The following is a 23,908-nucleotide window of genomic DNA, read 5'->3' on the forward strand; positions in this document are numbered from 1 at the left end:
ATGAGCCGACGCCCGCTGCTCGACGTGGACGAGCTCTCGGTCGCCTTCACCCGCCGCCGGCGGCGCGACGTCCAGGCCGTCGACCGGATCTCCTTCTCCCTGGACGAGGGCCGGATCACCGGCCTGGTGGGGGAGTCCGGGTGCGGCAAGAGCGTCACCTCGCTGGCGCTGATGGGCCTGCTGCCCGCGCGCGGCGTGCGGGTGGGCGGCACGGCCCGGTTCCGCCTCGGCGGCGGGGGCGAGGCCGACCTGCTCGCCCTGCCCGCCGCGCGCATGCGCGACCTGCGCGGCTCCGAGATCGCGATGGTCTTCCAGGACCCGCTCTCCTCGCTCAACCCGGTGGTGCCGATCGGCCGCCAGGTCGCCGAGGTGCTCACCCGGCACCGCGGGCTCAAGGGCGCCGCCGCCCGGGACCAGGCCGCCGAGCTGCTCGACCGGGTCGGCATCCCCGACCCCGCCCGGCGGCTCCGCGAGTACCCGCACGAGCTCTCCGGGGGGATGCGCCAGCGGGCCCTCATCGCGATGGCGGTCGCCTGCCGGCCGCGGCTGCTGATCGCCGACGAGCCCACCACCGCGCTCGACGTCACCATCCAGGCCCAGATCCTGGAGCTGCTCTCCGGGCTCGTCGCCGAGGAGGGCACCGCGCTGCTGATGATCACCCACGACCTGGGCGTGGTGGCGGGGCTCTGCGACGAGATCAACGTGCTCTACTCCGGCCGGACCGTGGAGGGGGCCGAGCGGCACGAGCTGTTCGCCGCGCCCACCCACCCCTACACCGCCGGGCTGCTCGGCTCCATCCCCCGCCTGGACGCCCCGCGCGACGAGCCGCTGACGCCGGTCCGCGGCACCGTCGACGAGGCGATCGACTGGGACGACGGGTGCGCGTTCGCGCCCCGCTGCGACCGCTTCGCCGACGACTGCCTGGGCGGCCCGCCGCCGATGCGCGAGCGGGGCGCCGGGCACCGCTTCCGCTGCCTGCACCCGACCGAGCCCGCACCGGGTGAGGAGAGCGAGGGACGATGAGCCTGCTGGAGATCGAGGACCTCGAGGTCCACTTCCCGATCCGCCGCGGCATCCTGCTGGAGCGCACCGTCGGCCGGGTCCGCGCGGTGGACGGGGTGAGCCTGTCCGTCGCCGCCGGGACCACCTACGGCCTGGTGGGGGAGTCCGGCTGCGGGAAGACCACCCTGGGCCGGGCGGTGCTGCGCCTGGTGGACGTCACCGCCGGGCGGGTCCGGCTGGGCGGCGTCGACCTGGCCGGGCTGCGGTCGGAGGAGCTGCGCCGCTCCCGCCGCCGGGTGCAGATGGTCTTCCAGGACCCGCTGGGCAGCCTCGACCCGCGGCAGAACGTCGAGTCGCTGCTGCTGGAGGGGCTGGAGGTGCACGGTCTGGGCGCGGACCGCGCCGCGCGCCGGGCGGCGGTGGTCGACGCGCTGGAGGCCGTCGGGCTGTCCGCGCGCGCCCTGCCCCGCTACCCGCACGAGTTCTCCGGCGGGCAGCGCCAGCGCGTCGGCATCGCCCGCGCCCTGGTGCTCTCCCCGGAGCTGATCGTCTGCGACGAACCGGTCTCCGCGCTGGACGTCTCGATCCAGGCCCAGGTGCTCAACCTGCTGGAGGAGCTGCAGCGCGAGCGCGGCCTGGCCTACCTGGTGATCGCGCACGACCTGGCGGTGGTCCGGCACGTCAGCGACACGGTGGGGGTGATGTACCTGGGCGCCCTGGTCGAGGAGGCCCCCGGCGACGGGCTGTACGCCGAACCGCTGCACCCCTACACCCGCTCGCTCATCTCCGCGGTCCCGGTGCCCGATCCGGCGGTCGAGGACGGCCGCCGCCGGATCCTGCTCCGGGGCGACCTCCCCTCGCCCGCGGATCCGCCGCCCGGGTGCCGCTTCCACACCCGCTGCCCCTGGCGCCAGGAGGAGCTGTGCGCCACCGACCGCCCCGAGCTGCGCCCGGTGGCCGGGGGCCACAAGGTCGCCTGCCACTACGCGGAGCGGATCGCCGCGGGCGAGATCGCCCCGGACACCGCGGCCCCGCCGCGGCGGGCGGGCCCGTGACGGACCCGCCCGCCGCGCCGCCCGGGGTCCGCCGCCGGTGCGGGCCGCGAGCGTGAGCCGGGCGCCCTCCGGTCAGGCGGCGGCCGCCCGCGCGGCGCCGGACCGTCCGGGGCGGCCCCAGGGCAGGAGGCCGTCGAGGGAGTAGCGCCCCCCGGTGAACCCCAGCGCGAGCGCGGACGCGCCCAGCACCAGGAGGAGCTCGTAGCCGCCGACCAGGGGGGCGCCGACATGGGCGAAGTAGTAGGCGCCGGCCATCATGAGCGCCAGGGCCAGCCCGGCGAGCGGCAGGGCCAGGCCGATGATCAGCGCCAGGCCGCCGCCCACCTCGACGGCGGCCCCCAGCAGGGCGGACGGGCCGGGGAAGGGGACGCCCAGGGCGGCGAAGTCCTGCGCGGCCCCCTGCGGGTCGGTGGCCTTGGGAAGGCCGTGGGCGATGAAGACGGAGCCGACGGCGAGCCGGCCGATGAGGGAGGCGATGTCGGCGGGGACGGTGCTTCCGGTGCGCGGGGCGGACTCCGGTGCCTTCTCGGTCATGGAATCTCCTGCGTTGCATGAGCGGGGTGGTCCCGGCAGGGCCGCGTCGCACCGTTGAGACCTCGGCCTTCGCCCGGGGAGACGCATCGTAATTCACCGGCGCTCAAATAGATAGGTTTCTTAACTGATCGGGGCCGCGCACCGCGCCCCGGCCCGGGCGCCGGTCCCGCGCGCGGGGCGGGGCGGCGGGAAGCGGTGTCCGCGCCCCTCATCGGGCCGATGGGCCGGGAGACTGGGGGGACCGGGCGGAACGGGCGGCGGGGAGGCGCGATGCCGGAGGACGCGGAGTGGTGGGCGGTCCTGCTCCGGCCGCAGATGTGGCCGCTGCTCGCCGCCTGGGCCGCCGCCCTGTTCGCCCTGGTCCGCATCGCCCGCGCGCACCTGCTGCACCGCGCCCCCGCCGCCCCCGGACCGGGCGCGCCGGCCGGCGCGCTCACCCCGGAGGAGCTCGGCTTCCTGGCGGGCGGGCCGCGGCGCGCCGCCGAGACCGCGCTCACCGCCCTCGTCCTGTCCGGGCGGGTCCGCCGGGGCAGCGGCGGCCTCCTCGAGCGGGCCGCTCCGCCGGGCCCCTCGCCGGAGGACTCCGAGGCCGGGTGGGCGCTGCTGCGCACGCTCGGCGGCGGCCCGGCCGACCCGGCGGCGGCACTGTCCGCGGCGGCCGCCGGCGAGCACCCGCAGACCGTGCGGCGCCTGGCCGGCCTCGGCCTCTACCGGGACGACCCGCGCCTGCCGGGCGCCCGCGCGGCCCGGACGGGGGCGCTGCGGCTCATCGGAGTCCTCGCCGTACCGCTCGTGCTCTGGGCGGCGCTGAACCTGGCGGCCGACCCGCTGCCGGGCGCCTCGCCCCGCTGGGGGCTCCTCGGCGCGGTGCTGCTGCTCTGCCTGCTCGGGGCGGCCGTGCTGGCGGACCGGGCCGCGGGCCGCCCCGAGCCGCGGACGCCGGCCGGGGCCCGGCTGCTCGCCGAGGAGCGCGAGGCGGCGGACGGCGCCGACCCGGCGGTGCCGCTGCGGACCGGCGAGGCGCTCCGCTTCACCGCCCTCACCGGGTTCGCGGCCATGGCCGCCATGGACGGGACCCCGCCGCACGAGCGCGGCGCCCTCCCCTGGCCGGCGGCCCCGGACGGCACGGTCGCCCTGGAGGACCTGCTGCGCATCGCCGCGGGCTGCAGGGCGCCCGACCGCCCTCCCGGAGCAGGCTGAGAGGCTGTCGGGTGTCCGGCCGGTCGCCTGGTGGGGCCGCCTCGCGCTGCGCGGCCCGCCTGCGGTGCGGCCGGCCCGCGCCGAAGGCGCACACCGCCCGCCGTGGGGCCTGCCCTCCGCGAAGCCTCCCCGCCGCGCCCGCGCCGGTGGCCGGGGTCGCTCCCGGGGGCGGCGCAGGTCCTCGGCGGCCGGGGCGGGCCGGGCGGAGCCGGGTGCGGGCGGCGATCACAGGTCAGGTCCACCGGTCGGCCGCCTCGGTGCTCCGGCCGCCCCCGAGGTTGAAGAACAAGCTGAGCCCCGGAACCGGACCTCCTCCCGGGCCCGCCCAGGGCGCGGCCGCCCAGCGGGCGTCCGCGCTCCGCCGCCCCGGCGACCGTCCCGCAGGGCATCCGGGGCGAACCGGTGGGGCGGCTCCCCGGTCGGGCACCGGGCGGGCGCGGTCCGCGCACTTCCTGCGGCGGGCGGGTCAGTCCTCCGCCGCCTCCTCAGCGGGTGCGGCGGCCGGGGCGGAGCCGCAGCGGCCGGTGAGCCGGTCCCGGCGGCGCCGGCGGGCCGCGCGGACCGAGACGCCGACGATGCGGGCCGCGGTGGCGGCGGTGATCACGGCGAGGGGCAGCACCAGCAGCGCCGCCGGCCTGCGGATCGGGCGGAACTCGGCCCCGCCCCCGTGCAGCAGGATGTAGCCCATCGGGCGGACGCTGGCGTAGCCGGCGCCCCCGCCGCCGTCGGCCCCGGTTCCGGGGACCCGGCCCGCGGCCAGCCCGGCCGAGGCGATGTGCCGGACCCGCGCGACCGGGACCACCGTCGCGCCGCCGGCCGAGACCGGATCGCCGAAGACGGAGTCGACCCGGGAGACGGCTCCGGTCCGCTCCAGCAGCCCGGTGAGGGCCGCCACCGCGGGGCTGCGGCGGCGCCCGCGGGCCAGCTGTCTGACGTGTCCAGAGGTGGCGTGGTCCGGCATGTGGTCGTCCTCTCCGGAGTCGGGTCGGGCTTCAACGCTATAGCGGCCGTCCGCCTCCGGGCGGGCGCCGGTGCCCCGCGGCGCGCCACGGGTCCGGCCCGCCGCCCCGGGCCCGATGTCCGGGGGCGCCGCTCCGGCAGCGGTGCCCGAGGGCCGGCGGGCGCCCGCGCGCAAGGGCGCCTGCCGCCGTGCCCGCACCGGTCAGGAGGGGGCGATCCGGCGCTCGATGATCTGCTCGGCCAGGGTGCGCAGGATCTCCTCGTCGTCCCCGATGTGGCCGGAGTGGCCGGTGATCCGGCGCAGCTCGTGGCGGAGGGCGCGGACGACCGGCCCGCTCTGCAGCACCTCGGCCAGCGGGCCCGGCTCGACCGCCTCCCGCCACTTGCGGAGGTCGTCCAGCCGGCCGTGCTCGATGGCCTCGTGGGTGATGTGGAACAGGGCGTCCACGCTGCGGTTGTGCGCCTCCTCGCCCTCGGCCGTCAGGTCCACGTCGATGATCCGCACGGTGCTGGGCGTACCGCCGTCGGGGTCGGGGCGCAGGTGGTAGACCTGCCAGGCGCGGCCGTTGGTGAGGATGAGCCATTCGGCGCCCTCGTCCAGGGCGAGCCGCCGGGCCTGCTGCAGGTTGCGCGCGTCGAGGGTCTGGCCGACCCGCTTCACCTCGATCGGCGCGAACAGCTTCCCGTCCAGGCGGAGCGCGTAGTCGATGGAGTCGCCGCTGGTGCGGTACTCGGTGGTGAGTTCCTCGTACTTGCTGAAGTTGAGGCCGTAGCTCAGGAAATCAGTGATCAGCATGCGGGTGTCGCCGTCGTTGGCGTCGCGCTCCACCAGGTCGGCCAGCGGCCCGGAGAAGCGGTCCATCGCCGCGGCCAACCGGTTGCGCGTCGACTCCTCCCAGCCCAGCGTGGTGGAGAACTCGCCCGTCCTGCTCATGACCTGGGTCGTTTCGTTTTCCATCTGCGTCGTGTCGTCCGTTCCCATGGCTCCTGTGGCTCCCGCCGGCCCCGGCGGCGCCCCGCGGCGCGGGGCGCCCGGAGCGCCGTGCCCGACCCGGCGATGCTATCGCCCGGCGCCGCGCCGCAAACCACTGCGCACCGGGCTTTTCAGGTTCTGCACAGGGGTACCGCGGAGTTGTCCACAGCCCGATGGCCCGCCCTACCGGAACCGGCCCCGGGAGCGCACCGTGGAGGCATGCGTCTGCACCCCCGCGAGATCCGCGAAGTCCTGAACACCGCCTCCCGCCAGTACGGGCTGATCAGCCACCGGCAGGCCCGGCACTTCGGCATCGACGACAACCGCATCCACCTGCTGCTGCGCCGCCGCGAGTGGGGGCGCCTGCTGCCGGACGTCTACACCGTGCGCGCCGCGTCCGCGGAGCGCACCCCCTCCGCGGTCGGACGGCTGCGCAGGGCGGTGAAGGCCGCCCAGCTGGCGCTGGGGCCGGGGGCGGTCGCCTCCGGGCCCACCGCGGCGCGGCTGTGGGGGATGGAGGGCCTGCCCGCCTGGAACGGCGGGGCGGTGCACATGACCGTGCCCGCCTCCTGCCGCCGGGCGCGGCCGCCCGGAGTCCGGATCAGCACCTGGTACGTCGGCCGGCACGAACTGGCCTGCCGGGAGGGGCTCCCGGTCACCGACCCCGCCCGCACCCTGCGCGACACCGTGCTCTGCGTCGACCGGGACACCGCCGTCTCGCTCATGGACTCGGCCCTGGCCCAGGGGCTGATCACCGGCCGGAGGCTGTTCGAGCAGCCGGGGCTGAACGAGGCGAGGGCCGGCGGGGCCGCCTCCGAGCGGTGGTGGTGGCTGGCCGACCCGCGCGCCCGCAGCCCGCTGGAGACCCGGATCCGGCTGGTCTGCGCCGACGCCGGCGTCTCCCCGGACGACCTCCACCACCCGGTCCCGCTCCCCGGCGGCGGGGCGGCCCGCGCCCCGCTCTGGTGGGAGCGCGGCCCGGTCGTCGCCGACCCCGACCACCGCCTCTCCCCGGAGCAGGAGCGCGGCCTCCGCCGCGCCCGCCCCGGTCTGCGCCTGCTCAGGTTCACCGGCGACGACCTCGCCCGCCCGCGGCAGCTGGTCGCCGAGGTCGCCGAGGCGCTCCGATGACCCCGCGCCCCCCAAGGCGCCGGCCCCCCGCAGCGCGCCGCACCCGCCCGCTAGCCTCCGCTCCATGGACCTCACCACCGACCCGGCCCGGGCACACGCCCCCGACCACCGCCCCTCCGGCCCCGGGCCGGTCGACGTCACCGCCTACCTGGCCCGGCTCGGCCGCACCGGCCCCCGCACCCCCGACGCGTCCACCCTGCGGGCCCTGCACCGCGCCCAGCTCGCCTCGGTCCCCTACGAGAACCTCGACATCCAGCTGGGCCGCACCGAACCGCTCAGCTCCGCCGGGGTCCTGGCCAAGATCACCGCGCCCGGCCGGGGCGGCTACTGCTACGAGCTCAACGGCGCCTTCGCGCTGCTGCTGGAGGCGCTGGGATTCCAGGTCGCCCGGGTCATCGCGGCGGTCGGCCGCAAGGACGACCCGGCCCCGGTCTGGGGCAACCACCTGGCCCTGCTGGTCCGGGCCGGCGGCACCACCTGGATCGCCGACACCGGCCTGGGCGACGGCTTCACCGACCCGCTGCCGCTCCGCCCCGGCCGCCACACCCAGGGCCCCTTCACCTACGAGGTGGAGCGCCTCGCCGACGGCGAGTGGTGGGTCGGCCACCACGAATGGGGCGCGGTGCCGGGCTACCGGATGCGCACCGAACCGCTGCCCCTCTCCGCCTTCGCCCCGCACCACCTGCGCCAGTCCACCTCGCCGGAGTCCAGCTTCGTGCAGACCCTCATCGTCCAGCGCCCGCTCCCCGACCGCACCCTCACCCTCCGCGGCACCGCCCTCACCACCGACGGCCCCGGCGGCAAGCACCGCCTCCTCCTCCCCGACCAGGCCGCCTTCGAGACGGCCCTGTCCACCCGCTTCGGCATCCCGACCGCCTCCCTGGACACCGCCCGCCTCTACACCAGGGCCCGCACCCAGACGGAGGCCTGGCTCGCCCGCCGGGCCCCGGCCTCTTCGGGCTGAGCCCGGCGCCCTCCCGGCGATCATGCGGGCGAAATGCGCCGGAGTTCCGAAAGTCCCTTTCCGTTTCTCCTGAAAGCGGTGGCGCGGAAGCCCCGGTCCGATATCGCCCGAGTGCCGTGCGAATGGATTCTCCGCTGCCCGGGGAATCCTTCCGCGGCGCCATCGGGGCCGGTGCCCCCATGGGTCCACCGGTCCCCTCCGGCGTTCGGGGAAGGCACGGATGAATCCGAATGGCCGGAACCGGCAGGTGAAGGAAGCCTTACCCGCCGGGGCCGTGTCCAGGGCGCGAACCCGGGTATGGGCGGGGCACGCGAGCCCGGCACGATCGGAGGACCCCCGCATGCCCCGCCCCTGGGAGGCCGATCCGGAATCAGAGTTCAACCGGCGAATCGGGAGATCGCCCATTGAATTGGGAGTGACCAAGGCAGGTCCGCAATGCCCGGACATATGGGAGCTCGACAACGGGGATTTCGCGGTGATCGGCCGCGATCTCACTCGTGCCTATCGCGGACGGCTGCCCTCGGAGGTCAGTATCGGAGACGACGAGAGCCTGGTGGTCATTCCCAGGATCATGCTGACCGAGGCGAAGAGGGAGATCCCTGATGCTTGAGAAGGTGGCGGACCTGCCGGGAAGGGGGATGCCGAGCCCCGACTACCTCGCCGACTACTGGGCCGAATACCGGCGTACCCGAGGGGTGTTCTGGAAACTGGAGCGCGGGCAGGCGTTCAAGGAGCACGGCGACGCCAGTTGGGAGGCGTTCGCGGCGGGGGACTGGGACCGGTCCCTGGAACTCAACGAGCGGGACCGCGCCGAGGCCGTCGCGATGGCGCGCCAGGACGCCGAGCAGGGCATCGCCACCAGGCGGATCAGGATCGTCGAGTTCCCGGTCACCCCGTACGTGCAGTGGGAGATGCAGTTCCTGCGGATGCTGGCCGAGGCCGGCCAGTCGCTGCGGGTCCTGCGCGCCGACCAGGTCGCCGGGCTGGAGCGGCACCGCCCCCTCCCCGAGGTCGTCATACTCGGGGAGAGGGTGATGTACGAAGTCCGCTACGACGGGGAAGGGGCCCCATGCGGAGGCCGCAGGATCGACGACCCCGGGGCGATCGCGCGCTGCGCAGCGCAGCTGGCGGGGCTCTTCGCCCGGGCCGAGCCGCTGACCGCGTTCTTCGACCGGGAGATCGCGGGCCTGCCCGCACCGGCGGCCCCGGCCCGGCGCTGAACCGCGCCCGCCCGCCGCGCGGAGCCGACCGGGGCGCGTTCCGCCCCTGGCCGCTGCTCTCGCTGGTCCTGGTGTTCGTCATCGCCGCCGCCCTGCTCGGCCTCTCGCCGCTCGTCCTGGACGGCCTCGGCGGCGGCCCCGGGTACTGGGAGCGGCTGAGCTTCATCGGCCAGACCTACGGCGCGGCCTCGGCGCTGCTCGCGGGCGTGGCGCTGATCGGGGTCGCCGCGACCCTCGTCCTGCAGGCCCGGGAGACCCGCCTGTCCAGGGAGAACGCCCTGCGGGAGTCCAACGCGGAACTGCTCCGGATGGCGATGGAGGATCCGGTCTACGCCGCCTGCTGGGGTGAGAACCTCACCGACGTCGGCGGTATCGCCCAGCGGCAGAGCATGTACACCAACATGATCCTGTCGCAGTGGGAGATGGCCTACGAGTCCCGCTCCATCGACGACGCCCACCTCCGCGCCCTCGCGGCACGGCTTTTCGCGGGCCGGGTCGGCTGGGACTTCTGGTCCGAAGCCCGCGAGGTCCGCATCTCCACTGCCGGAACCCGGCGCAGCCGCCGCTTCCACGCGATCCTCGACGAGGAGTTCGCCGGCCACCCGCACCGCCCGGCGGCACCCGCCCCGCCACCGGCTCCGGAGGAACCCCCGGTACCCGCCCGCCCACCGGCCGCCGTCGCCCTCCCCACCGCGGCCGGAGCCGCCGCCGGCCTCCTTGCCGGCCTCGGCGCGGCACTCCTCGCCAGGCGTCTCGAAGCCTCCCGGCCACGCCCGCGCCGCCGCTCGTCCGCCCGCAGGTTTTTCCGCTAGGCCGCCCAGGCCGATGATCTTGACGTTGCGGGGGTATCAGAGCGCTCTGATACCCCCGCAACGTCAAGATCATCGGAAGGGGGCGCGGCGGTCAGCCCTCCGCCAGCTCGTGCAGGCGGTCGCTGAACCCGTCCTCGTGGCCGCCGTGCACGTCGTCGAAGAGGGCGGCGGCCTCGCGGGCGAGTCCGACGACCTCGGCGCCGTAGCCGTAACCGGCGAGTACATCGAGGGTGTCGATGGCGCGGTCCAGCCGCCGCTCGCCGGTGGCGCCCTCCGGGCCCCAGCCGTCGGGGTCGGGGGTGTAGTCCGCTATGGCCTGCTCCAGGTCGGCGCGGGCGGTGTCGACGGCGGCGTCCGCACCGGCCGCGCCTTCGAGGCGGGCGCGCACGGCCGGATCCTCTTCGGTGAGCTCCAAGAGCTGCTCGACCAGCCACTCCGGCTCCTGTTCGCTGAGGAAGCCGCGCAGGTCCGGCGGGGAATCGGGCGGTCCGGGCTCTTCGGCTCCGGCCGCGAGCCAGGCCAGCGCCACGGCGACCGCGTGCTTGCACCAGTCGGCTCCGTCTTGCCCCAGAGGGCAGCTGCACACGGTCGCGGGGAGCCCGCGCCCCCACACGAGTTCGACCCGGTAGGGACGGGTCCCCTCGACCAGCGCGGTGACCCGCCCGGGAGAGAGGCGGAGCGAGCGGGCCCGCCCCTGGGAGTGGTAGCGCCGTCCGCGCTCGAACCAGGCGGGATCGGTCGCGGAGCGCAGGTCTTCGATGCTGAAGGGGGCCATGGAACCGGACTGTAGGCGATCGGCCGGGTGCGCGCCGCCCGTTCGCGGAGACGCTAGGGCCGGAACGCGGCCCAGACGGTGTGGCCGCCGCGTTCGTTGTCGTCGCACCCCCACTCGTCGGAGACCGACGCGACGAGGCGGAGCCCGTGCAGGCCGGTGCGGAGCGGGCCGGAAGGCGGGAGCGGGGGGAGGAGCGGACGCAGCCCCGGCGCGGACCACGGAGGCCCCTCGTCGGCGACGGAGATCAGGGTCAGGCCGTCGGCCAGCAGGTTGACGCTGAGGTCGATGCTGCCGCCCGCCTCACCGCTGCGGGTGTGCCGGCAGCCGTTCGAGAACAGTTCCGCGATGACCAGTTCGGCGTCCTCGGCCACCCGCGGGACATCGGAGAGCGCGGCCCTGGTCATCGCGCGTGCGCACGGGCAGTAGGCGGCCTCGCCGGGCAGCGTCCAGAACGCGGAGACGGTGGCGACCCGCCCCGGAGACGGCGCGCCCATCGTCACGCCACCGCCCTGAGCCGCGCCGGCCGGAGGGGCGGCGCGGGGGCCAGGACCTCGGCGGCCCGCTCCACCTGCGAGGTGTCCAGGAACGAGGACCTTCCCCAGATGAACCAGTGCCCGCCGCCGGTCGCCTGCACGACGACCACCGGGATCGTCCGGCCCCGGTACCGGACGTAGAGGACGGGGTGCTCGGTCTCCCCGAGCGCGAGAAGCGCCTGGCCACCGCGGGCGCGGACGGCGGTGAGCAGGTGAGTGAGGAGGGAGGTGCGGGACCCGGAAGCCCCAGCCGAGCGACATTCGGACATGGTGAAACCTCCTGTGAGACCCCCGTCGGCGATGCGACACTGAGGGTGTCTTCGGTTGCACTGAGTTTATAGCGGGTGACCCTCAATAGCAATAAAAAATCAGTGTTACCCGGATTTCTGGAGAGGGGTCTACACTGCCACGCATGCAGAGGAGCTACAGTCCGAGCGTCCGGCGGCGGCGCCTGTCGGCTCAACTACGGAGGTACCGGGAACAGCGGAAGCTCACCGCTGCCAAGGCGGGGGCGGCCCTCGGGTGGCCGCAGCAGAAGATCTCCAAAATCGAGAGCGGCGAGCAGAAACGGCTCCCTGCAGCCGAGCTCGACAAGCTGCTGGACCTCTATGAGGTCTCTGGTGAGGTCGAGCGCGAGGCTCTCCACGAGTGCGCGCGTCTGGCGAAGGAGCGCGGCTGGTGGTCGAAGTACAAGAGCGCGTTCCCTGGTGGCCTGCCGGACTTTGAGGCTGAGGCCAGTGCGATCCGTACCTATGAGGCGCAGGTGGTCCCTGGTCTCCTGCAGACTCCTGATTACGCAGCCGAGGTGTTCCGGGCCTATCGCCTCCTTCCGGAGGGCGAGATAGCCAAGCTGGTCGAAGCGCGTATGGCGCGTCAGGGCATTCTGAACAAGGTGGATCCTCCAGACTTCGTCGCGGTGATCGACGAAGCGGCTCTCCTGCGGAAGGTCGGTTCAGCGGAGGTGATGCGGACGCAGTTGCGCCACCTCAAACACATGGCATCCCGTCATAACGTCGATCTGCATGTACTTCCGTTCGCAGCGGGCGCCCATGCGGCGACGAGCGGTAGCTTCACGCTGATGGAGTTCCCAGACCCCCTGGACGCGAGCCTCGCCTATGTGGACACCCCTACCTCCACGCTGTACCTGGAAGAGGAGGAAGAGGTCAGGGAGTTCGCTTCGATGATGAGCCGTACACAGTCGGACGCACTGAGTCCTATCCGGTCCCTTAGCCTTATCGACAAGATCATCGAGTCATCCATCGAAGAGTGAGCTGATTGAACGACAAGTGGCCCTGGCGTAAAAGCAGCTACAGCGGGGGACGTGAGAACTGCGTCGAGGTGTCTCTCTCGCCCTGGCGTAAGAGCAGCTACAGCGGGCAGCACAACAACTGTGTCGAAGTAGCCGACATCCCTGGCGCCGTCGGAGTCCGCGACTCCAAGCACCCCGGTGCCGCCGTGCTCGCCTTCCCCTCCGCCGAGTGGAACGCTTTCCTCCTCGGCCTCCGCAAGGGCGAAGCCGGTCGCTGACGGAGTCGGCCGGTGGTAGGCATGGACGGGTGAGCATCTCGTCAATGCAGGACCTGCTGGCCGACTTCGCCGACCGCCGCGACTGGAACCGCTACCACACCCCCAAGAACCTCGCCATGGCCCTGGCCGGCGAGGCCGGTGAGCTGGCCGCCGAATTCCAGTGGCTGGAGCAGGACGAGGCCCTCCGGGTCATGGACGACCCGGAGAAGGCCAAGGCCGTCCGCCTGGAGATGGCCGACGTCCTCAGCTACCTCCTGCGCATGGCCACCGTCCTCGACATCGACCTGGAGGCCGCCCTCAAGGAGAAGGTCGCCATCAACGAGGAGCGGTTCCCGCCCCGCACTCCGTGACCGAAACCCTGTGATCGAACCGGGGCGGGGGCCTCGCGGCTCCCGCCTCATCCCTTCGCGGACGGGATCAGGCCTCGCAGGTACTCCTGCGTCTCAGCGTCGGTCGAGTAGAGGATCGTGCCCTTCATGCCCCGGGTGAGCAGCACCTTGTAGATGTTCCGGACCAGGGCGCCGGCCTCCTCGTCGGTCATGCTCTTGCGGAGGTCGGGGTCCTTGTTGGCCTTGCGGTCGATGATCAGTCGGCCGTCCCGGAACAGCAGGTCGGGGCCGAGGATCACGCCGGACCAGTCGTACTCGAACCCTTGAGCGGTGTACACGCATCCGACCTGGTCGAATCCGCCTTCGGCGGTGGCCCAGAGCGCGCTGGGCGGCGCACCGCCGATCTCCCTGTTCCCCCTGTTGTTCCAGGGGCGGTGCCAGTCGCCGATCCGGACATCCTTCTCCAGAGTCCCGTCCGGCCGCACCTTGCTCCACGGCCAGCAGAACCCGGCGCTGATCCTGGCGGAGTCCCCCCTGGCCAGGGTGGGGCGGAGCCGCTCCTCCATGTCGGCGGGGGAGTCCGCGACGGCCAGGCGGAACATCTCCTCGTCATCGCCCCAGGGGATGGGGCCTCCTGCTTCGAGACCGAGCAGGCGCAGCACCCACCGCTCGTACTTCTCGCTTCCGCCGCAGCGGAACTGGCCGTCGAGGGGGATGTGCTCCACCTTCAGCCCTCTGGACTCCGCATGGGCGCGGATGGCCTGCACCGTCCCCATCTCCTGGGGGCGTACCACCTGGTGCTCATCGAGGAGGAAGACGGGGACTCTCGCCGCGGAGATGAGCTCGTCGATCTGGGGGCGGCCGGTCCGCAGCCTGGCCTTCGTGTACCGGTCGGCCGAGGTTTCCCGGATGCGGTGGGCCTCGTCGCAGATGAGGACGTCGAAGCCGTTGGGCTTGGCCTCCATGAAGCTGTTGAAGTACGTGAACAGCTTCTGGACCCTGGAGGAGCCCTTGCCCGCGACCTTGCGCATCGTCTGCGTGAACGAGCGCGAACCGGTGGCGTGCAGTGCGGTCGTCCCGTTCCGATACAACTCGCCGAGCAGGGACAGGGCGATGACGCTCTTGCCGCTTCCCGGCCCTCCACTGATGATCACCACGGTCTTGTCATCGGACGCGTGGGCCCGCTCGACGGCGTGCATGACCGTTCGATAGGCGGTGTGCTGCTCGTCCAGGAGCACGAACTGCTCGCGGCCCTTCACCTCGTCGGCGGCGACCCGCATCAGCTGCTTGCTGGGACTCCAGCGTCCGGCGTGCAGCCGGTCCCCGGAGGAGGCGCCGGGTTTCGGGGCCAGGCGAGAGCGGAGGAAATCGAGGAACTCGCCGCGGCGCTGCCGGGTGAAAAGCTCGCCGTAAGGGTCACCGGGAAGCTCGAAGAGATCGGCGACGTCTTTGTCCACGGCGTTATGGAGATAGGCCACTCCGCGGATCTGCTCTTCCCGCACAGAGCTCACGAAACCGCTGATGTATTCGCAGTAGTCCCTGACCTGGAGCACCGGATGGAGGAGCGGGCCGTAGGGGGCGCCGATCCGGACCCGGGTCGGGTCGGAGTCCCAGGCCTCCGCCCTGCTCCACTGCTTCAGCTCGATGACGACATGGCTGTCCTCACCGGTCCGGGGGTGGACGCCGGAGAGGACAGCGTCCACGCGCTTGCTGCTGAACGGGAGACCGTATTCGACCGTGACGTCGATCGCTCCGAGTTCTGCGTCCATGAGGTCCTTGACCAGGAGCGGGAGACTCCGCTCCCAGGACCGGACCTCGGCAGGTCCGGGGGCGCTCCCCGTCGTCCAGGTGATGTGCTCACGGATGAGCGCCGCCAGCCGTTCCTCCATCGGGGAGTAGGCGGCGAGGCTCGCGGCGGATTGGCGGAATACCGGCACAGGGGACCCCAGGCAGCACGAAAAGGAATCGTGCGGGTGGGGGCATATCCGCCTGTGGAGGAAGCCCGTCGGGCCGCATCACGGTCGAGGAAAGCCTACCGATTCCCCTGCGGTCCGGGAAAAGCGGTCGAAGGCCGGGGTCGTCGGGGTAGGTCAGCCGTCCACCCACTCCGGCAGGGGCTCGGTGCGGCGGCGCCATTCGGCCGGGATGCCCTCGGCGCCGGTGCGGGCGGCGGTGATGCCGCCGGCTATGGCGGCGGTGGTGTCGCGGTCGCCGCCGGCCAGGGCGCAGGCGCGGACGGTGGACGCGTAGTCGTCCCAGTGCACGGCGACCGACCAGAGGGCGAAGGGGACGGTGTCCGGGGCGCTGATCCGGGTGCCGGTGCCCAGGGCCAGGGCGGCGGTGGCGGGCGGGGCGGACAGCAGGGTGCGGGCGCGGAGGATGCCGTCGCGGACCGCGCCGGGCGGGGTGTGCTCGGCGGCGGTGTCGAGGACGAGCGGGCCGGTGGCGGCGGGGTCGCCCGCGGCGGTGGCCGCGGCGACGGCGACCGCGATCGCGCCCGCCGCGCCCTCCGGGTGGGTGTGGGTGACCGACGCCGAGGCCGCCGCCTCGGTGCGGGCCCGGTCCGGGTCGCCGGAGAAGAACGCGCCCAGCGGGGCGACCCGCATCGCCGCGCCGTTGCCCCAGGAGCCGGAGCCGTTGAACTGGGCGGCCGCGAGGTCCGCCCACGGTTCGCCGTCCCGGATCCGCTCCAGCAGGTCCACGGTGGCCGCGCCGTACTTGCGGGCCACGTCGAAGTGCTCGGCGAACGAGGCGGCCAGCGCGTCCGGGTCGATGCGGCCCCGCCTGAGCAGCAGGTCCGCGATCGAGCAGGCCATCAGGGTGTCGTCGGTCCACGGCCACGGCGCCGGCGGCAGCGCCCCCTCCGGGCGGCCCGCGGCGGCGGTCGGGAAGTGCCGGTCGCCGAAGGCGTCCCCCACCGCCAGCCCTTCCAGCGAGGCCAGCAGGAGGCGCGAGGCGGGCGCGCTCCGCTCGGCCCGCGGCAGGCGGAGGTTCTGCCCGTAGGACTGCTGCCGGCTGCCGCGCTTGCGGCTCTGGCTGTGGCCGCTGGTGTAGGCGGCCTTCGCGGCGAGCGAGGTGTCGTCCCGGCGCGCGCTCCGGGCCAGCAGGTCGAGTTCGGCGAGCTGGTCGGCGACGCCGCCGCGCATCTCCTCGGGGGCCGCGTCCAGCTGGGCGCCGAGCGTGCGCCGCGCCTCGTCCAGGGCGCGCGCCGCCGCCCCCCTGTCCCCGCGGCGCAGCGCCTCGCTCGCGGTGTGCTTGGCCTCCTGGGCCCGCTGGTAGGCCTTCTCCGTGCTGACCGCCGGGTCGGCGACGCGGCCCGCCGCCTCCGAGCCGGGCACCACGTTCACCGGGACCGGCAGCGTCACGGTGAACGATTCGAGCGTGCCCGGATCGACGTAGGTGGTCTCCAGCGAGGCGACCGTGACGGGCCCGAGCCGGGGGATGCCGGGGATCTCCAGCCGGACCAGCAGCCGGCGCTGCTCGCCGGAGTAGAAGTCGCCGAGCTCGACCATGACCTCGCCGCCGGGCAGCCGGTCCGCGGGCAGCCCGCCCATCAGGCCCACGGCGCCGACCACCGGTTCGGGGCGGATCCGCAGCGACGCCGCCTGCGCGGTCTTGGCCAGCAGGTGGTCGGCCTCGCCCTGGATGAGCCCGACCGCGGTGTCCGGGTCCTCGGCGAACAGGGCGTCCCCCGCGCCGCCGTCGGCCACCGCGCCCAGCAGCGCCTCGTCGTAGCCCAGCCCGTAGCCGATGGTGGTCACCGAGACCCCCGACACGTACGCCGACCGGGCGATCTCGGCCAGCCGGCCGTGCTCGGTGATGCCCTGGTTGGCGTGGCCGTCCGAGATGAGCAGCAGGGTGGCGCCGCCGTCCTGGGAGGCCCGCCGGGCCTCCTGCACCCCGCGCATCAGCCCGCTGGACAGGTCGGTCGAGCCGCCCGCCCGCACCGAGCGGATCCGCTCCTTCACCGCGGCCTTGCCGGTCAGCGGCCCCGCCGGGACCAGCACCCGGGCCTGGTCGGAGAAGACCACCACGCCGAACCGGTCGGCCGGGTCGAGCCGGTCGACGACGGACAGCAGCGCGCGGACCGCGCCGCCGAGCCGGTCGTCGCGGCTCATCGAGGAGCTGCGGTCCAGCACGACCTGGAGCGTCGACGGAGGCCGCTCCTCCTGCTCGGCGCGGACCGGTGCCGTGATGTCGAGCAGAACGGCGACCTCGTCCTCGGTCTCCAGGGGGACCGCGTCGAATTCGAGAAGGGCGGAGACGTGCACGGGTGCGTCCTTCCGGTGGTGACCGCTACCGCCATCGTGCCGTACGGAGCGCGCTGCAGGTTGTGCGGTGTGTGGCGAGAAGCGGCCAAACCGCCGCTTTCGGGCACCTTGCCGGTGCGGCGGGCGGCCCGGAGGGGGCGGGCGCCGCTGCCGTCGGCGAGCGGGGCGGGTGCCATGGAACGACCTTAGACGGAGGTGCCGACGGTGCGCCCGGACTGCTCCGGTATCGGGCCGGCCGCCTCCGCCCGCGGAGGCCGCGGCCCTTCCGTCGGCCGGCCCCGGAACCGGTGCCGGCGACGGGGGGCGGGAGCGCGGCCTCCGCGCGTGTTCGGCCCCGGCGGCGGGCGGAATCCGGCAGAATCGGGACGGTGCGGACGGACGGCGAAGCGGGCACCCTGCCCCTGGACATCCCGGCGGCCGCTCCGGCCCGGCGGGGCGGGGCGGACGCCGCGGTGCTGGGCTGCGGGAAGGCCGCCCTCCGCGCGCTGGGCCTGCCCGGCGGCGGGACCGGTTGCGCCGGGCTGCGCGTGTTCGGCGTCTCCGCGTGGCTGTTCCACCGCCCGGACCGGGCCGAGCTGCGCCGCCGGAGGGAGGCGGGGCAGCCGCCGATCCTCCGCCTCGGGGCGCTGGAGGCGCTGATGGGGCTGCCGCTGGGCGAACCGGTCCCGGAGGCGTCGCTGGCCGGGCGCGAGCGCGCGCTTCTGCGCACCGCGCCCCCGGGGGCGGTCGCCCGGGACGCCGGCCGGGTGGTCCGGCTGGCGGCGGTCCCGCTCCGCGTCGAACTGGCCGTCGCGACCGGCCCCACCTGGCGGGCGGCGCTCGCCCGCGCCGCCCGGTTCGCCCCGTTCTGCGCCCGCGTCGCCCTCGCCGACCGGCCCCCGCGCGACGCCGCCTCGGCCGCCGCCGAGGCCGACTACTACGGGGTCGGCCTGGCCGTGCGGGACGGCTCGGAGACCGTGCCGCTGGTCCCGCCGGAGCCCTTCCGGCCGCGCCGGCACTCGGCACTGAAATGGAAGTTCGCCGAGCGGGTGCTGGCCGCAGAGGAACGCTGACCTCCGCCTGCGGCAGGCGGTGCGGGAGGCGCGGATCGCTCGCGGCCCGCTCCCCGGCGGGGCCGGGCCGCAGGCCTTGCCGCCATCGCACTAGACCAGGCCGGCCCAGGTCTTCAGTGCCTGAGGGATCTCGAAGCCGCCGCCCGCCGACCGGGCGAGCTCGTTCAGCAATCGGTGCTCCTTTACCGCCCTGTCGCAGATCCGCTTCCACTTCGAGAGTCCCTGAGACCGGCTGTCCACGTTCTGGACCCAGCTCCACAGGGCACTCCACACGGCGAGGTTGTGCGCGTGCGCCTCCGCCTTCTCCAGCTCCGTGGTGAACGAGGTGAGCGGCCTGCCGTCGTCGCGGAGACCCCTCCGCCGCATCCAGGGGGCGCAGAAGTCGCAGGGGCATCGCGGCGGGTCGGCTTCCGCGAGAACGGTCGCGAACTCCTCCCCTCTGCGGTAGGTCAGCATCCGGGGGATGAGCAGGGCGGGGCTGCTGCGCGCACGCGCACCGCCCCCTCGGGGCCCGGGCGGGCGGGCGTGCCGAGCCGACGGGGAATCGCCGATGGCGGCGAAGTCGGCGCCGTGCACCATGGCGTCGAGCGCGGCGAGGTCGGTCCGGAGCAGGCCGCACTCCGGGACCGATTCGAACAGCTCGCGGAGGCGCCCGGCGGCGCCGGCACGGTCCAGCGGGTCCCAGGAGGCACCGAGGATCACGGCTTTGGGCACCGGGGCCCGGCGCAGAAGCGAGACCAGGTCGGGAAACGCGGTCCCGGTGAGCCACCCCGCATCGATGGGGACGGTCAGCAGGACGTCGCTCCGGTTCAACCCGGTGACCCGGTGGACGGCGGCCGAGAGCGACCGGGTGTCGCCGGCCCGCAGGTACCCGGTCGGGGTCATGGCCATCAGCGACTTCTGCTTCAGCAGCCGGTCGAGTTCTTCCGCCAGTTCATCGTCGTTGAACAGGGAGGCCTGGCCGACGATGAACGGTCGCTCGGGGGTGGCGACGTATCGCTCGTATGCGGCGGGGTCGATGAGCACCGGGCCGCTGAAGCCGTGCCCGGAGGTCAGCGCCCGAAGGTCCTCGGCGGCCTTGCTCCCGCAGAAGACGATGCCGCTGTCCAGCGGTGAGACGTCCGCCAGCGGGGCGTCCTCGGCCCTCTTCACCTGGAGCATGACGCGGCCGTCCAGCCGGTGGTACGGATGCTCGGGGACGGGGGAGCGGGCGGGCAGCAGTGTCACGGTCGTCCTCCTCGCGAGGGCACCGGGGTGCGCACCCTTCCGTCATGCCCGGACTCCCGGCCCGGCGGGCCATGTGGCGCGAACCGGTCACCATGTGCGAGCAAGGTGTACCGCCGGGGTAAGGTCGGCCTGATTCCCGCGGGGCCGCCCGGCGGCCCCGGGATTTCCTGTGGACCCCAGCGCAGGAGGCGCCTTGAAGAACGACGACGGCCGTCCGCACCGCAATGAGATCGGCGGGGACGTGGGCTCGGCCGCGCAGGTCGGGACCGTTCACGGCGATGTGCACAGCACCTCCCACCGGACGACGATCGTCGTCGACGGCGACCGGGCGTCCTCGCGGACCAGCATGCCCTCCGCGCCCGCGGTCTTCGTCGACCGCGAGCACGACCTGGAGGAGATCGGGCGCCTGCTGGAGCGCGCCACCGGCACCTGCGTGGTGCTCTGCGAAGGGCCGCGCGGCGTCGGGAAGAGCGCCCTGCTGCTGCGCGCCGCCGACGAGTTCGCGGGGCGCTTCCCCGACGGGCGGCTCTACTACGACTACTCCCGCACCGGGGGCGCCCGGCGCGCCGACCCCGACGCGGCCCTCACCCAGTTCCTGCTCACGCTGGGGGTGCGCGAGGAGTTCCTGCCCGGCACCTACGAGGGGCGGCTCGCCGAGTACCGGAACCGCACCGCCGGCGGCGCGGTCCTGGTGGTCGTGGAAGGCGCGGAAGAGCCCGCGCAGGTGCGCCAGCTCGTTCCCGCCGGACCGCGGAGCGCCCTGCTGGCCTGCGGCGACGGGCCGGCCCTGGCCGAGCTGAGCATCGAGCCCGGAGGAGCGCTTCCGCTGCCGCTCGACCCCCTTCCGGACGAGCACGCCCGGGAGCTGCTGCGCGCCCTCTGCCCCCGGCTGGGCCGGGACGCGGACGGCCCCGCGCTGGACCGCCTGGTCGCCGCCTGCGAAGGCCTGCCGCTGGCGCTGGTCATGGTGGCAGGCCGGCTCGGCCGCGACCGGCGCGCGGACGCCACCGCCCTCGCCGATGAGCTCTCCGACGAGAAGCACAGGCTCTCCGCGATCCGGGTGAACGGCGGCACCACCCTCTCCGCCGCGTTCGGCCTCTCCTACCGGCGGCTCTCCGGCGGGGCGGCGGAGCTCTACCGGGCGCTGGGCGCCTGGCCGGGTGAGGCGTTCGATACCGCGCTGGCCGCGGCGGCGCTCGGCGAGGACGCGGGACCGGGCGGCGCGGCGCCGCTCCTCGGCGAGCTCACCGCGGCCAACCTGACGGTCGAGGAGGCCGGCGGGCGGTTCCGCTTCCGGCACGGGCTGATCGTGCTGGACGCCCGGGACCGCGCCGCGGAGGAGGACTCCGCGGCGGTGCGCACCGGGCGGCTGCGGCGGATGCTCGACCTGCTCATGGTGCCGCTGGCCTTCGCCGACCGCGCCGTGATGGGGAAGCGGACCAGCCCGGTCGACCTGGACGCGCTGACCGCAGGCGCCCGCGACCCGTTCCCGGAGGGGGATGAGGGGAAGAAGGCCGCGCTGGCCTGGCTCCGGAGCGAGCGCGGGACGCTGCTCGCCGCGGTGCGCGCGGCCGCGGCCGCCGGCCTGCACGGCAGGGCCTGGCGGATCGCGGTACTGTCCACCGCGCTCTACATGAACATCCGCTACCTGCAGGACTGGGCGGAGAGCGGGCTGCTCGGCGCGGAGGCCGCGCGGGAGGACGGCGGCCTCCACGGTGAGATCCGGCTGCGCACCACGGTCTCCCGGGCACTGGCCGACCTGGGCCGGATGGACCAGGCGAAGCAGCAGATCGAACGGGCTCTGGAACTCGCCGGATCGATTGACGACCTACTGCTGAAGGCGTCCGTGTACGAGTTCCACGGCCGCTACCTCGACCTGGTCGACCCGGAGCGCGCCCTCGCCGCCTACACCCGGGCCGAAGAGCTCTGCTCCGCCGCGGAGGACGGGCGGAACGCGCGCCGGGGCGCCGCCCTCGCCGTCTACTTCCGCGGCCGCACCCTGGCCGGACTGGGCCGGACCGAGGAGGCCGCCGCCGAGCTGGAGGACGCCCTCGGCCGCTTCCTGGGCCTGTCCGGGCCCGACGAGCGGATGGCGGCCCGGGTCCGCACCAGCCTCGGCGACCTCCACCTGAAGGAGGGCGACCACCAGCGCGCCCTGCCGTACTTCACCGCCGCGATCGAGGCCCTGGAGCGGCGGGGCGGGAACTCCCACTACGAGGCGATGGCCAGGGAGTCCCTGGCCGACGCGCTCACCGCCCTCGGCCTGCGCGGCGAGGCCGACCGCCACCTGCGCAGGGCCCTGGAGATCCACCGCGAGGGCGGCGGCCCGCGCGTCCGGGACCTGGAGCGGCGCCTGGAGGAGGAAGGCGGGGAGGGCTGACCCGAGGGGTTCCGCGGGCGGCCGCTCCCGGAGGACGCGCGGCCGGAAGGCCCCGTTCCGGGTCCGCGCCGCTTCCGCCGCCCCTGTGCTGCACGGCTCCGCTCCGCCCGGCCCGCGCCGGGCACCGGCGGCCGGGCGGGTGCTGCGGCGGTGCCCGGAATCCGGTCTCGGACCGTTGGCGGGGGAGACCCGGCCCAGGGCGGTGATCTCGGCGCGCGCTCTCCGGCGCCCACCGTCTTTCCCTTTGTCGCCGCTCTCGGCGTGAAGGCGCGTCGGCGGGGGCGGTGCGGCCCGGGACGCCCCGCCGGGGCGCGGGGTGCTCCGCGCCCCGGCGCTCAGCGGGCGGGAGGGGACTCGCGGACCTTGCACCGCCACTGGTCGGAGCCGACCCGCAGCCGGTACTCGCCCTGGACCGGGGAGCCCGCTCTGAGCAGGGTGTAGACCAGCGCCGAGAGCGGGCAGAGGTCCGGCGGGCGGAGGCCGCCGGGGAGGACGCGGACCGCGACGGTCCGGCCGTCGCGCAGGTGGGCGGTGCAACCGCCGTCCTCCGGGGCGGAGGCGAAGAGCGCGCCGGGGTGGTGGGCCAGGGCGTCGGCCGCCCACTCCGCGCCGGTCCGGTCGTCGGCGGCGGGGGCCGGGGACCGCAGCACCACCGAGGCGGAGCGGGCGAGGGCGACGTCCGGTTCGGTGTCCCAGGCCGCCAGGTGGCGGACGGCGCCGGGGGTATCGGCGGGGCGGCGGACCGCGGCCGGGAAGCGCTCGGCGGCGACCGCGCGGCCGTCCTCGCAGACCCGGGTGACCACCTCGAACGAGGTCACCGGCCGGGTCTCCGGTTCCGGCGGCGGCGAGGTCCGCAGCGGCCCCTGCGGGCCGGGCGGAGGGGAGAGGCCGATGAGGCGGTAGAGCAGGCCCCGCAGGCGTTCGGCGCCCTCCCCGGGGTGGGCGAAGGCGTGCCCGGCCGCGTCGGTGTGGCGCCCCGGGACATGGCCGTCCACGGCGGCGTCGAGCTGCCGCCGGAGGTCCGCCTCCGGGTCGAGCCGGTCCGCGGAGGCGGCCAGGAGGGCCGCCGCGGTCCCCGGTACCGACTCCTCGCCGAACGCGCCGAGCAGGACCGGGCGGTCCGCCGCGGCGGCGTACAGCGTGACCGATCCGTGGTCGCCCAGCACCACGTCGGCCGCGGCCAGCGCCGCCTCCCACCCCTCTTCGGGGGGCAGGACGAGCAGGCCGGCGTCGACGGCGCGGGCCAGCGCCTGGCGCACCGCCCAGGGGCCGTGCGCGGTGCCGATGTTGGGGTGCAGCACGGCGGCGACCCGGTACTCGTCGTAGGGGAGCTCGGCGAGGAGGCGCTCGGGGAGGCCGGGCCGGGAGCCGAGCAGTCCCTGCCCGCCCCAGGTGGAGGAGAGCACGGCCAACCGGGTGCGCGGCGGAACGCCGAGGTGCGCCCGGTAGCGGGCGCGGTGGCGGAGGCCGGCCCGGATCCGGTCGTGCACGTGGTCGCCGGTCACCTCGGCGGCGTCCGCGAGCCCGGTGTGCACGTCCCGCAGCTGCTCGCGCTGGGCCGGATGCGACACCACGGTCACGATGCCCGGGCGGTCCGCGAACTCCTTGCGGACCACCCCGGACAGCCGCCGGTCGCCGCTCTCGGAGTCGGGGACCCACTTCTGGAAGCCGATGCCGTGCGGAAGGACGACCACCGGCGCCGAGAGGCGCTCCAGGTCGACGTTCTCACTGGCGGTGACGGTGAGCGAGGCGGGCACCAGCGGCGCCTCGTCCCAGGGCACGACGGCGCCGCCGAGCTCCTTCAGCATGTCCAGGGTGCGCGTGCTGAACGCGGATCCGCCGTCGAAGGTGAAGAGGACCTGGAGGCGGTGCTGGTCGCCGCGGAAGGCGACGGTCAGCGCGTCGAGCAGCCGGATGGCGGAGGTCAGGGTGCGCGCCACCGCGAGGACGATCGGACCGCGGA

23 protein-coding genes are annotated in these 23,908 nt (G+C 74.9%); 13 read left to right on the forward strand and 10 right to left on the reverse strand.

What is annotated here, in order from left to right; all coding sequences use genetic code 11:
- Positions 1-1,023 carry an ABC transporter ATP-binding protein gene (locus tag J0910_RS09045; protein WP_420158073.1) on the forward strand — a complete coding sequence of 341 codons (1,023 nt, stop codon included), beginning with the start codon at positions 1-3 and terminating at the stop codon, positions 1,021-1,023.
- Complete coding sequence (locus tag J0910_RS09050) at positions 1,020-2,057, forward strand: ABC transporter ATP-binding protein (RefSeq protein WP_420158074.1); 1,038 nt, start codon at positions 1,020-1,022, stop codon at positions 2,055-2,057. Before J0910_RS09045 ends, J0910_RS09050 begins: the two co-directional genes overlap by 4 nt.
- Positions 2,058-2,129: 72 nt before the next feature.
- Here the strand turns inward: J0910_RS09050 and J0910_RS09055 are convergent, their stop codons facing one another.
- Positions 2,130-2,591: a DoxX family protein gene (locus tag J0910_RS09055; protein WP_420158075.1), complete on the reverse strand. Its 462-nt coding sequence runs from the start codon at positions 2,589-2,591 to the stop codon at positions 2,130-2,132.
- A 270-nt stretch (positions 2,592-2,861) separates the two neighbouring features.
- Between J0910_RS09055 and J0910_RS09060 the strand changes: the two genes are divergently transcribed.
- A complete protein-coding gene (locus J0910_RS09060) occupies positions 2,862-3,791 on the forward strand; it encodes a TIGR04222 domain-containing membrane protein (RefSeq protein WP_420158076.1) in 930 nt (309 codons plus the stop codon).
- Between the two features lie 466 nt (positions 3,792-4,257).
- Here the strand turns inward: J0910_RS09060 and J0910_RS09065 are convergent, their stop codons facing one another.
- On the reverse strand, positions 4,258-4,752 hold the full coding sequence (locus J0910_RS09065; RefSeq protein WP_420158077.1) for a hypothetical protein: 495 nt from the start codon (positions 4,750-4,752) through the stop codon (positions 4,258-4,260).
- A gap of 201 nt (positions 4,753-4,953) precedes the next feature.
- The gene (locus tag J0910_RS09070) at positions 4,954-5,709 is read right to left on the reverse strand and encodes a hypothetical protein (protein ID WP_420158078.1); all 756 of its coding nucleotides are present in this window, start codon (positions 5,707-5,709) and stop codon (positions 4,954-4,956) included.
- A gap of 234 nt (positions 5,710-5,943) precedes the next feature.
- Between J0910_RS09070 and J0910_RS09075 the strand changes: the two genes are divergently transcribed.
- The 5 genes from J0910_RS09075 (at position 5,944) to J0910_RS09095 (ending at position 9,851) form a co-directional block, all read left to right on the forward strand.
- On the forward strand, positions 5,944-6,855 hold the full coding sequence (locus tag J0910_RS09075) for a transcriptional regulator (protein ID WP_420158079.1): 912 nt from the start codon (positions 5,944-5,946) through the stop codon (positions 6,853-6,855).
- Between the two features lie 64 nt (positions 6,856-6,919).
- On the forward strand, positions 6,920-7,819 hold the full coding sequence (locus J0910_RS09080; protein ID WP_420158080.1) for an arylamine N-acetyltransferase family protein: 900 nt from the start codon (positions 6,920-6,922) through the stop codon (positions 7,817-7,819).
- Between the two features lie 340 nt (positions 7,820-8,159).
- Positions 8,160-8,429 carry a hypothetical protein gene (locus tag J0910_RS09085; RefSeq protein WP_420158081.1) on the forward strand — a complete coding sequence of 90 codons (270 nt, stop codon included), beginning with the start codon at positions 8,160-8,162 and terminating at the stop codon, positions 8,427-8,429.
- The gene (locus J0910_RS09090; protein ID WP_420158082.1) at positions 8,422-9,039 is read left to right on the forward strand and encodes a DUF6879 family protein; all 618 of its coding nucleotides are present in this window, start codon (positions 8,422-8,424) and stop codon (positions 9,037-9,039) included. The genes J0910_RS09085 and J0910_RS09090 overlap by 8 nt, the downstream gene beginning before the upstream one ends.
- A 71-nt stretch (positions 9,040-9,110) precedes the next feature.
- A complete protein-coding gene (locus J0910_RS09095) occupies positions 9,111-9,851 on the forward strand; it encodes a DUF6082 family protein (RefSeq protein ID WP_420158083.1) in 741 nt (246 codons plus the stop codon).
- A gap of 91 nt (positions 9,852-9,942) precedes the next feature.
- Here J0910_RS09095 and J0910_RS09100 read toward each other — a convergent pair whose 3' ends face one another.
- From J0910_RS09100 to J0910_RS09110, 3 genes are read right to left on the reverse strand one after another with little or no spacing between them, the layout of a single operon-like run.
- Positions 9,943-10,626, reverse strand: a complete 684-nt coding sequence (locus tag J0910_RS09100) for an SWIM zinc finger family protein (RefSeq protein ID WP_420158084.1) — start codon at positions 10,624-10,626, stop codon at positions 9,943-9,945.
- Positions 10,627-10,679: 53 nt separating this feature from the next.
- The gene (locus tag J0910_RS09105; protein ID WP_420158085.1) at positions 10,680-11,120 is read right to left on the reverse strand and encodes an ATP-binding protein; all 441 of its coding nucleotides are present in this window, start codon (positions 11,118-11,120) and stop codon (positions 10,680-10,682) included.
- A gap of 2 nt (positions 11,121-11,122) precedes the next feature.
- Positions 11,123-11,428, reverse strand: a complete 306-nt coding sequence (locus J0910_RS09110) for a hypothetical protein (RefSeq protein WP_420158086.1) — start codon at positions 11,426-11,428, stop codon at positions 11,123-11,125.
- A gap of 143 nt (positions 11,429-11,571) precedes the next feature.
- Here J0910_RS09110 and J0910_RS09115 point away from each other — a divergent pair, with 143 nt between their 5' ends.
- From J0910_RS09115 to J0910_RS09125, 3 genes are read left to right on the forward strand one after another with little or no spacing between them, the layout of a single operon-like run.
- Complete coding sequence (locus J0910_RS09115; RefSeq protein ID WP_420158087.1) at positions 11,572-12,429, forward strand: helix-turn-helix domain-containing protein; 858 nt, start codon at positions 11,572-11,574, stop codon at positions 12,427-12,429.
- A 5-nt stretch (positions 12,430-12,434) separates the two neighbouring features.
- Positions 12,435-12,686, forward strand: a complete 252-nt coding sequence (locus tag J0910_RS09120; RefSeq protein WP_420158088.1) for a DUF397 domain-containing protein — start codon at positions 12,435-12,437, stop codon at positions 12,684-12,686.
- 44 nt (positions 12,687-12,730) lie between these two features.
- Positions 12,731-13,036: a nucleotide pyrophosphohydrolase gene (locus J0910_RS09125; RefSeq protein ID WP_420161926.1), complete on the forward strand. Its 306-nt coding sequence runs from the start codon at positions 12,731-12,733 to the stop codon at positions 13,034-13,036.
- Positions 13,037-13,083: 47 nt separating this feature from the next.
- Here the strand turns inward: J0910_RS09125 and J0910_RS09130 are convergent, their stop codons facing one another.
- A complete protein-coding gene (locus J0910_RS09130; protein WP_420158089.1) occupies positions 13,084-14,904 on the reverse strand; it encodes a DNA/RNA helicase domain-containing protein in 1,821 nt (606 codons plus the stop codon).
- 201 nt (positions 14,905-15,105) lie between these two features.
- Positions 15,106-17,286, reverse strand: coding sequence for an ADP-ribosylglycohydrolase family protein (locus tag J0910_RS09135; RefSeq protein WP_420158090.1), 2,181 nt, complete (start codon positions 17,284-17,286; stop codon positions 15,106-15,108).
- Between the two features lie 368 nt (positions 17,287-17,654).
- Here J0910_RS09135 and J0910_RS09140 point away from each other — a divergent pair, with 368 nt between their 5' ends.
- The gene (locus J0910_RS09140) at positions 17,655-18,338 is read left to right on the forward strand and encodes a hypothetical protein (protein ID WP_420158091.1); all 684 of its coding nucleotides are present in this window, start codon (positions 17,655-17,657) and stop codon (positions 18,336-18,338) included.
- Positions 18,339-18,428: 90 nt separating this feature from the next.
- Here J0910_RS09140 and J0910_RS09145 read toward each other — a convergent pair whose 3' ends face one another.
- Positions 18,429-19,565 (reverse strand): hypothetical protein, encoded by a 1,137-nt coding sequence (locus J0910_RS09145; RefSeq protein WP_420158092.1) that lies wholly within the window; start codon positions 19,563-19,565, stop codon positions 18,429-18,431.
- A 193-nt stretch (positions 19,566-19,758) separates the two neighbouring features.
- On the opposite strand from J0910_RS09145, the gene J0910_RS09150 reads away from it, so the two are divergent.
- On the forward strand, positions 19,759-21,945 hold the full coding sequence (locus J0910_RS09150) for a tetratricopeptide repeat protein (RefSeq protein ID WP_420158093.1): 2,187 nt from the start codon (positions 19,759-19,761) through the stop codon (positions 21,943-21,945).
- 335 nt (positions 21,946-22,280) lie between these two features.
- Here J0910_RS09150 and J0910_RS09155 read toward each other — a convergent pair whose 3' ends face one another.
- Complete coding sequence (locus J0910_RS09155; protein ID WP_420158094.1) at positions 22,281-23,885, reverse strand: hypothetical protein; 1,605 nt, start codon at positions 23,883-23,885, stop codon at positions 22,281-22,283.
- Positions 23,886-23,908: the final 23 nt, after the last annotated feature.

Source organism: Nocardiopsis oceanisediminis, from assembly GCF_048595525.1.
Classification (GTDB): domain Bacteria; phylum Actinomycetota; class Actinomycetes; order Streptosporangiales; family Streptosporangiaceae; genus Nocardiopsis_A; species Nocardiopsis_A oceanisediminis.

Coding starts and splice junctions, on each gene's coding strand:
- J0910_RS09090 (WP_420158082.1), top strand. CDS start 8,422: ATGCTTGAGAAGGTGGCGGACCTGCCGGGAAGGGGGATGCCGAGCCCC.
- J0910_RS09055 (WP_420158075.1), bottom strand. CDS start 2,591: ATGACCGAGAAGGCACCGGAGTCCGCCCCGCGCACCGGAAGCACCGTC.
- J0910_RS09070 (WP_420158078.1), bottom strand. CDS start 5,709: ATGGAAAACGAAACGACCCAGGTCATGAGCAGGACGGGCGAGTTCTCC.
- J0910_RS09115 (WP_420158087.1), top strand. CDS start 11,572: ATGCAGAGGAGCTACAGTCCGAGCGTCCGGCGGCGGCGCCTGTCGGCT.
- J0910_RS09075 (WP_420158079.1), top strand. CDS start 5,944: ATGCGTCTGCACCCCCGCGAGATCCGCGAAGTCCTGAACACCGCCTCC.
- J0910_RS09065 (WP_420158077.1), bottom strand. CDS start 4,752: ATGCCGGACCACGCCACCTCTGGACACGTCAGACAGCTGGCCCGCGGG.
- J0910_RS09085 (WP_420158081.1), top strand. CDS start 8,160: ATGCCCCGCCCCTGGGAGGCCGATCCGGAATCAGAGTTCAACCGGCGA.
- J0910_RS09130 (WP_420158089.1), bottom strand. CDS start 14,904: ATGGAGGAACGGCTGGCGGCGCTCATCCGTGAGCACATCACCTGGACG.
- J0910_RS09125 (WP_420161926.1), top strand. CDS start 12,731: ATGCAGGACCTGCTGGCCGACTTCGCCGACCGCCGCGACTGGAACCGC.
- J0910_RS09080 (WP_420158080.1), top strand. CDS start 6,920: ATGGACCTCACCACCGACCCGGCCCGGGCACACGCCCCCGACCACCGC.
- J0910_RS09060 (WP_420158076.1), top strand. CDS start 2,862: ATGCCGGAGGACGCGGAGTGGTGGGCGGTCCTGCTCCGGCCGCAGATG.
- J0910_RS09110 (WP_420158086.1), bottom strand. CDS start 11,428: ATGTCCGAATGTCGCTCGGCTGGGGCTTCCGGGTCCCGCACCTCCCTC.
- J0910_RS09105 (WP_420158085.1), bottom strand. CDS start 11,120: ATGGGCGCGCCGTCTCCGGGGCGGGTCGCCACCGTCTCCGCGTTCTGG.
- J0910_RS09045 (WP_420158073.1), top strand. CDS start 1: ATGAGCCGACGCCCGCTGCTCGACGTGGACGAGCTCTCGGTCGCCTTC.
- J0910_RS09050 (WP_420158074.1), top strand. CDS start 1,020: ATGAGCCTGCTGGAGATCGAGGACCTCGAGGTCCACTTCCCGATCCGC.
- J0910_RS09100 (WP_420158084.1), bottom strand. CDS start 10,626: ATGGCCCCCTTCAGCATCGAAGACCTGCGCTCCGCGACCGATCCCGCC.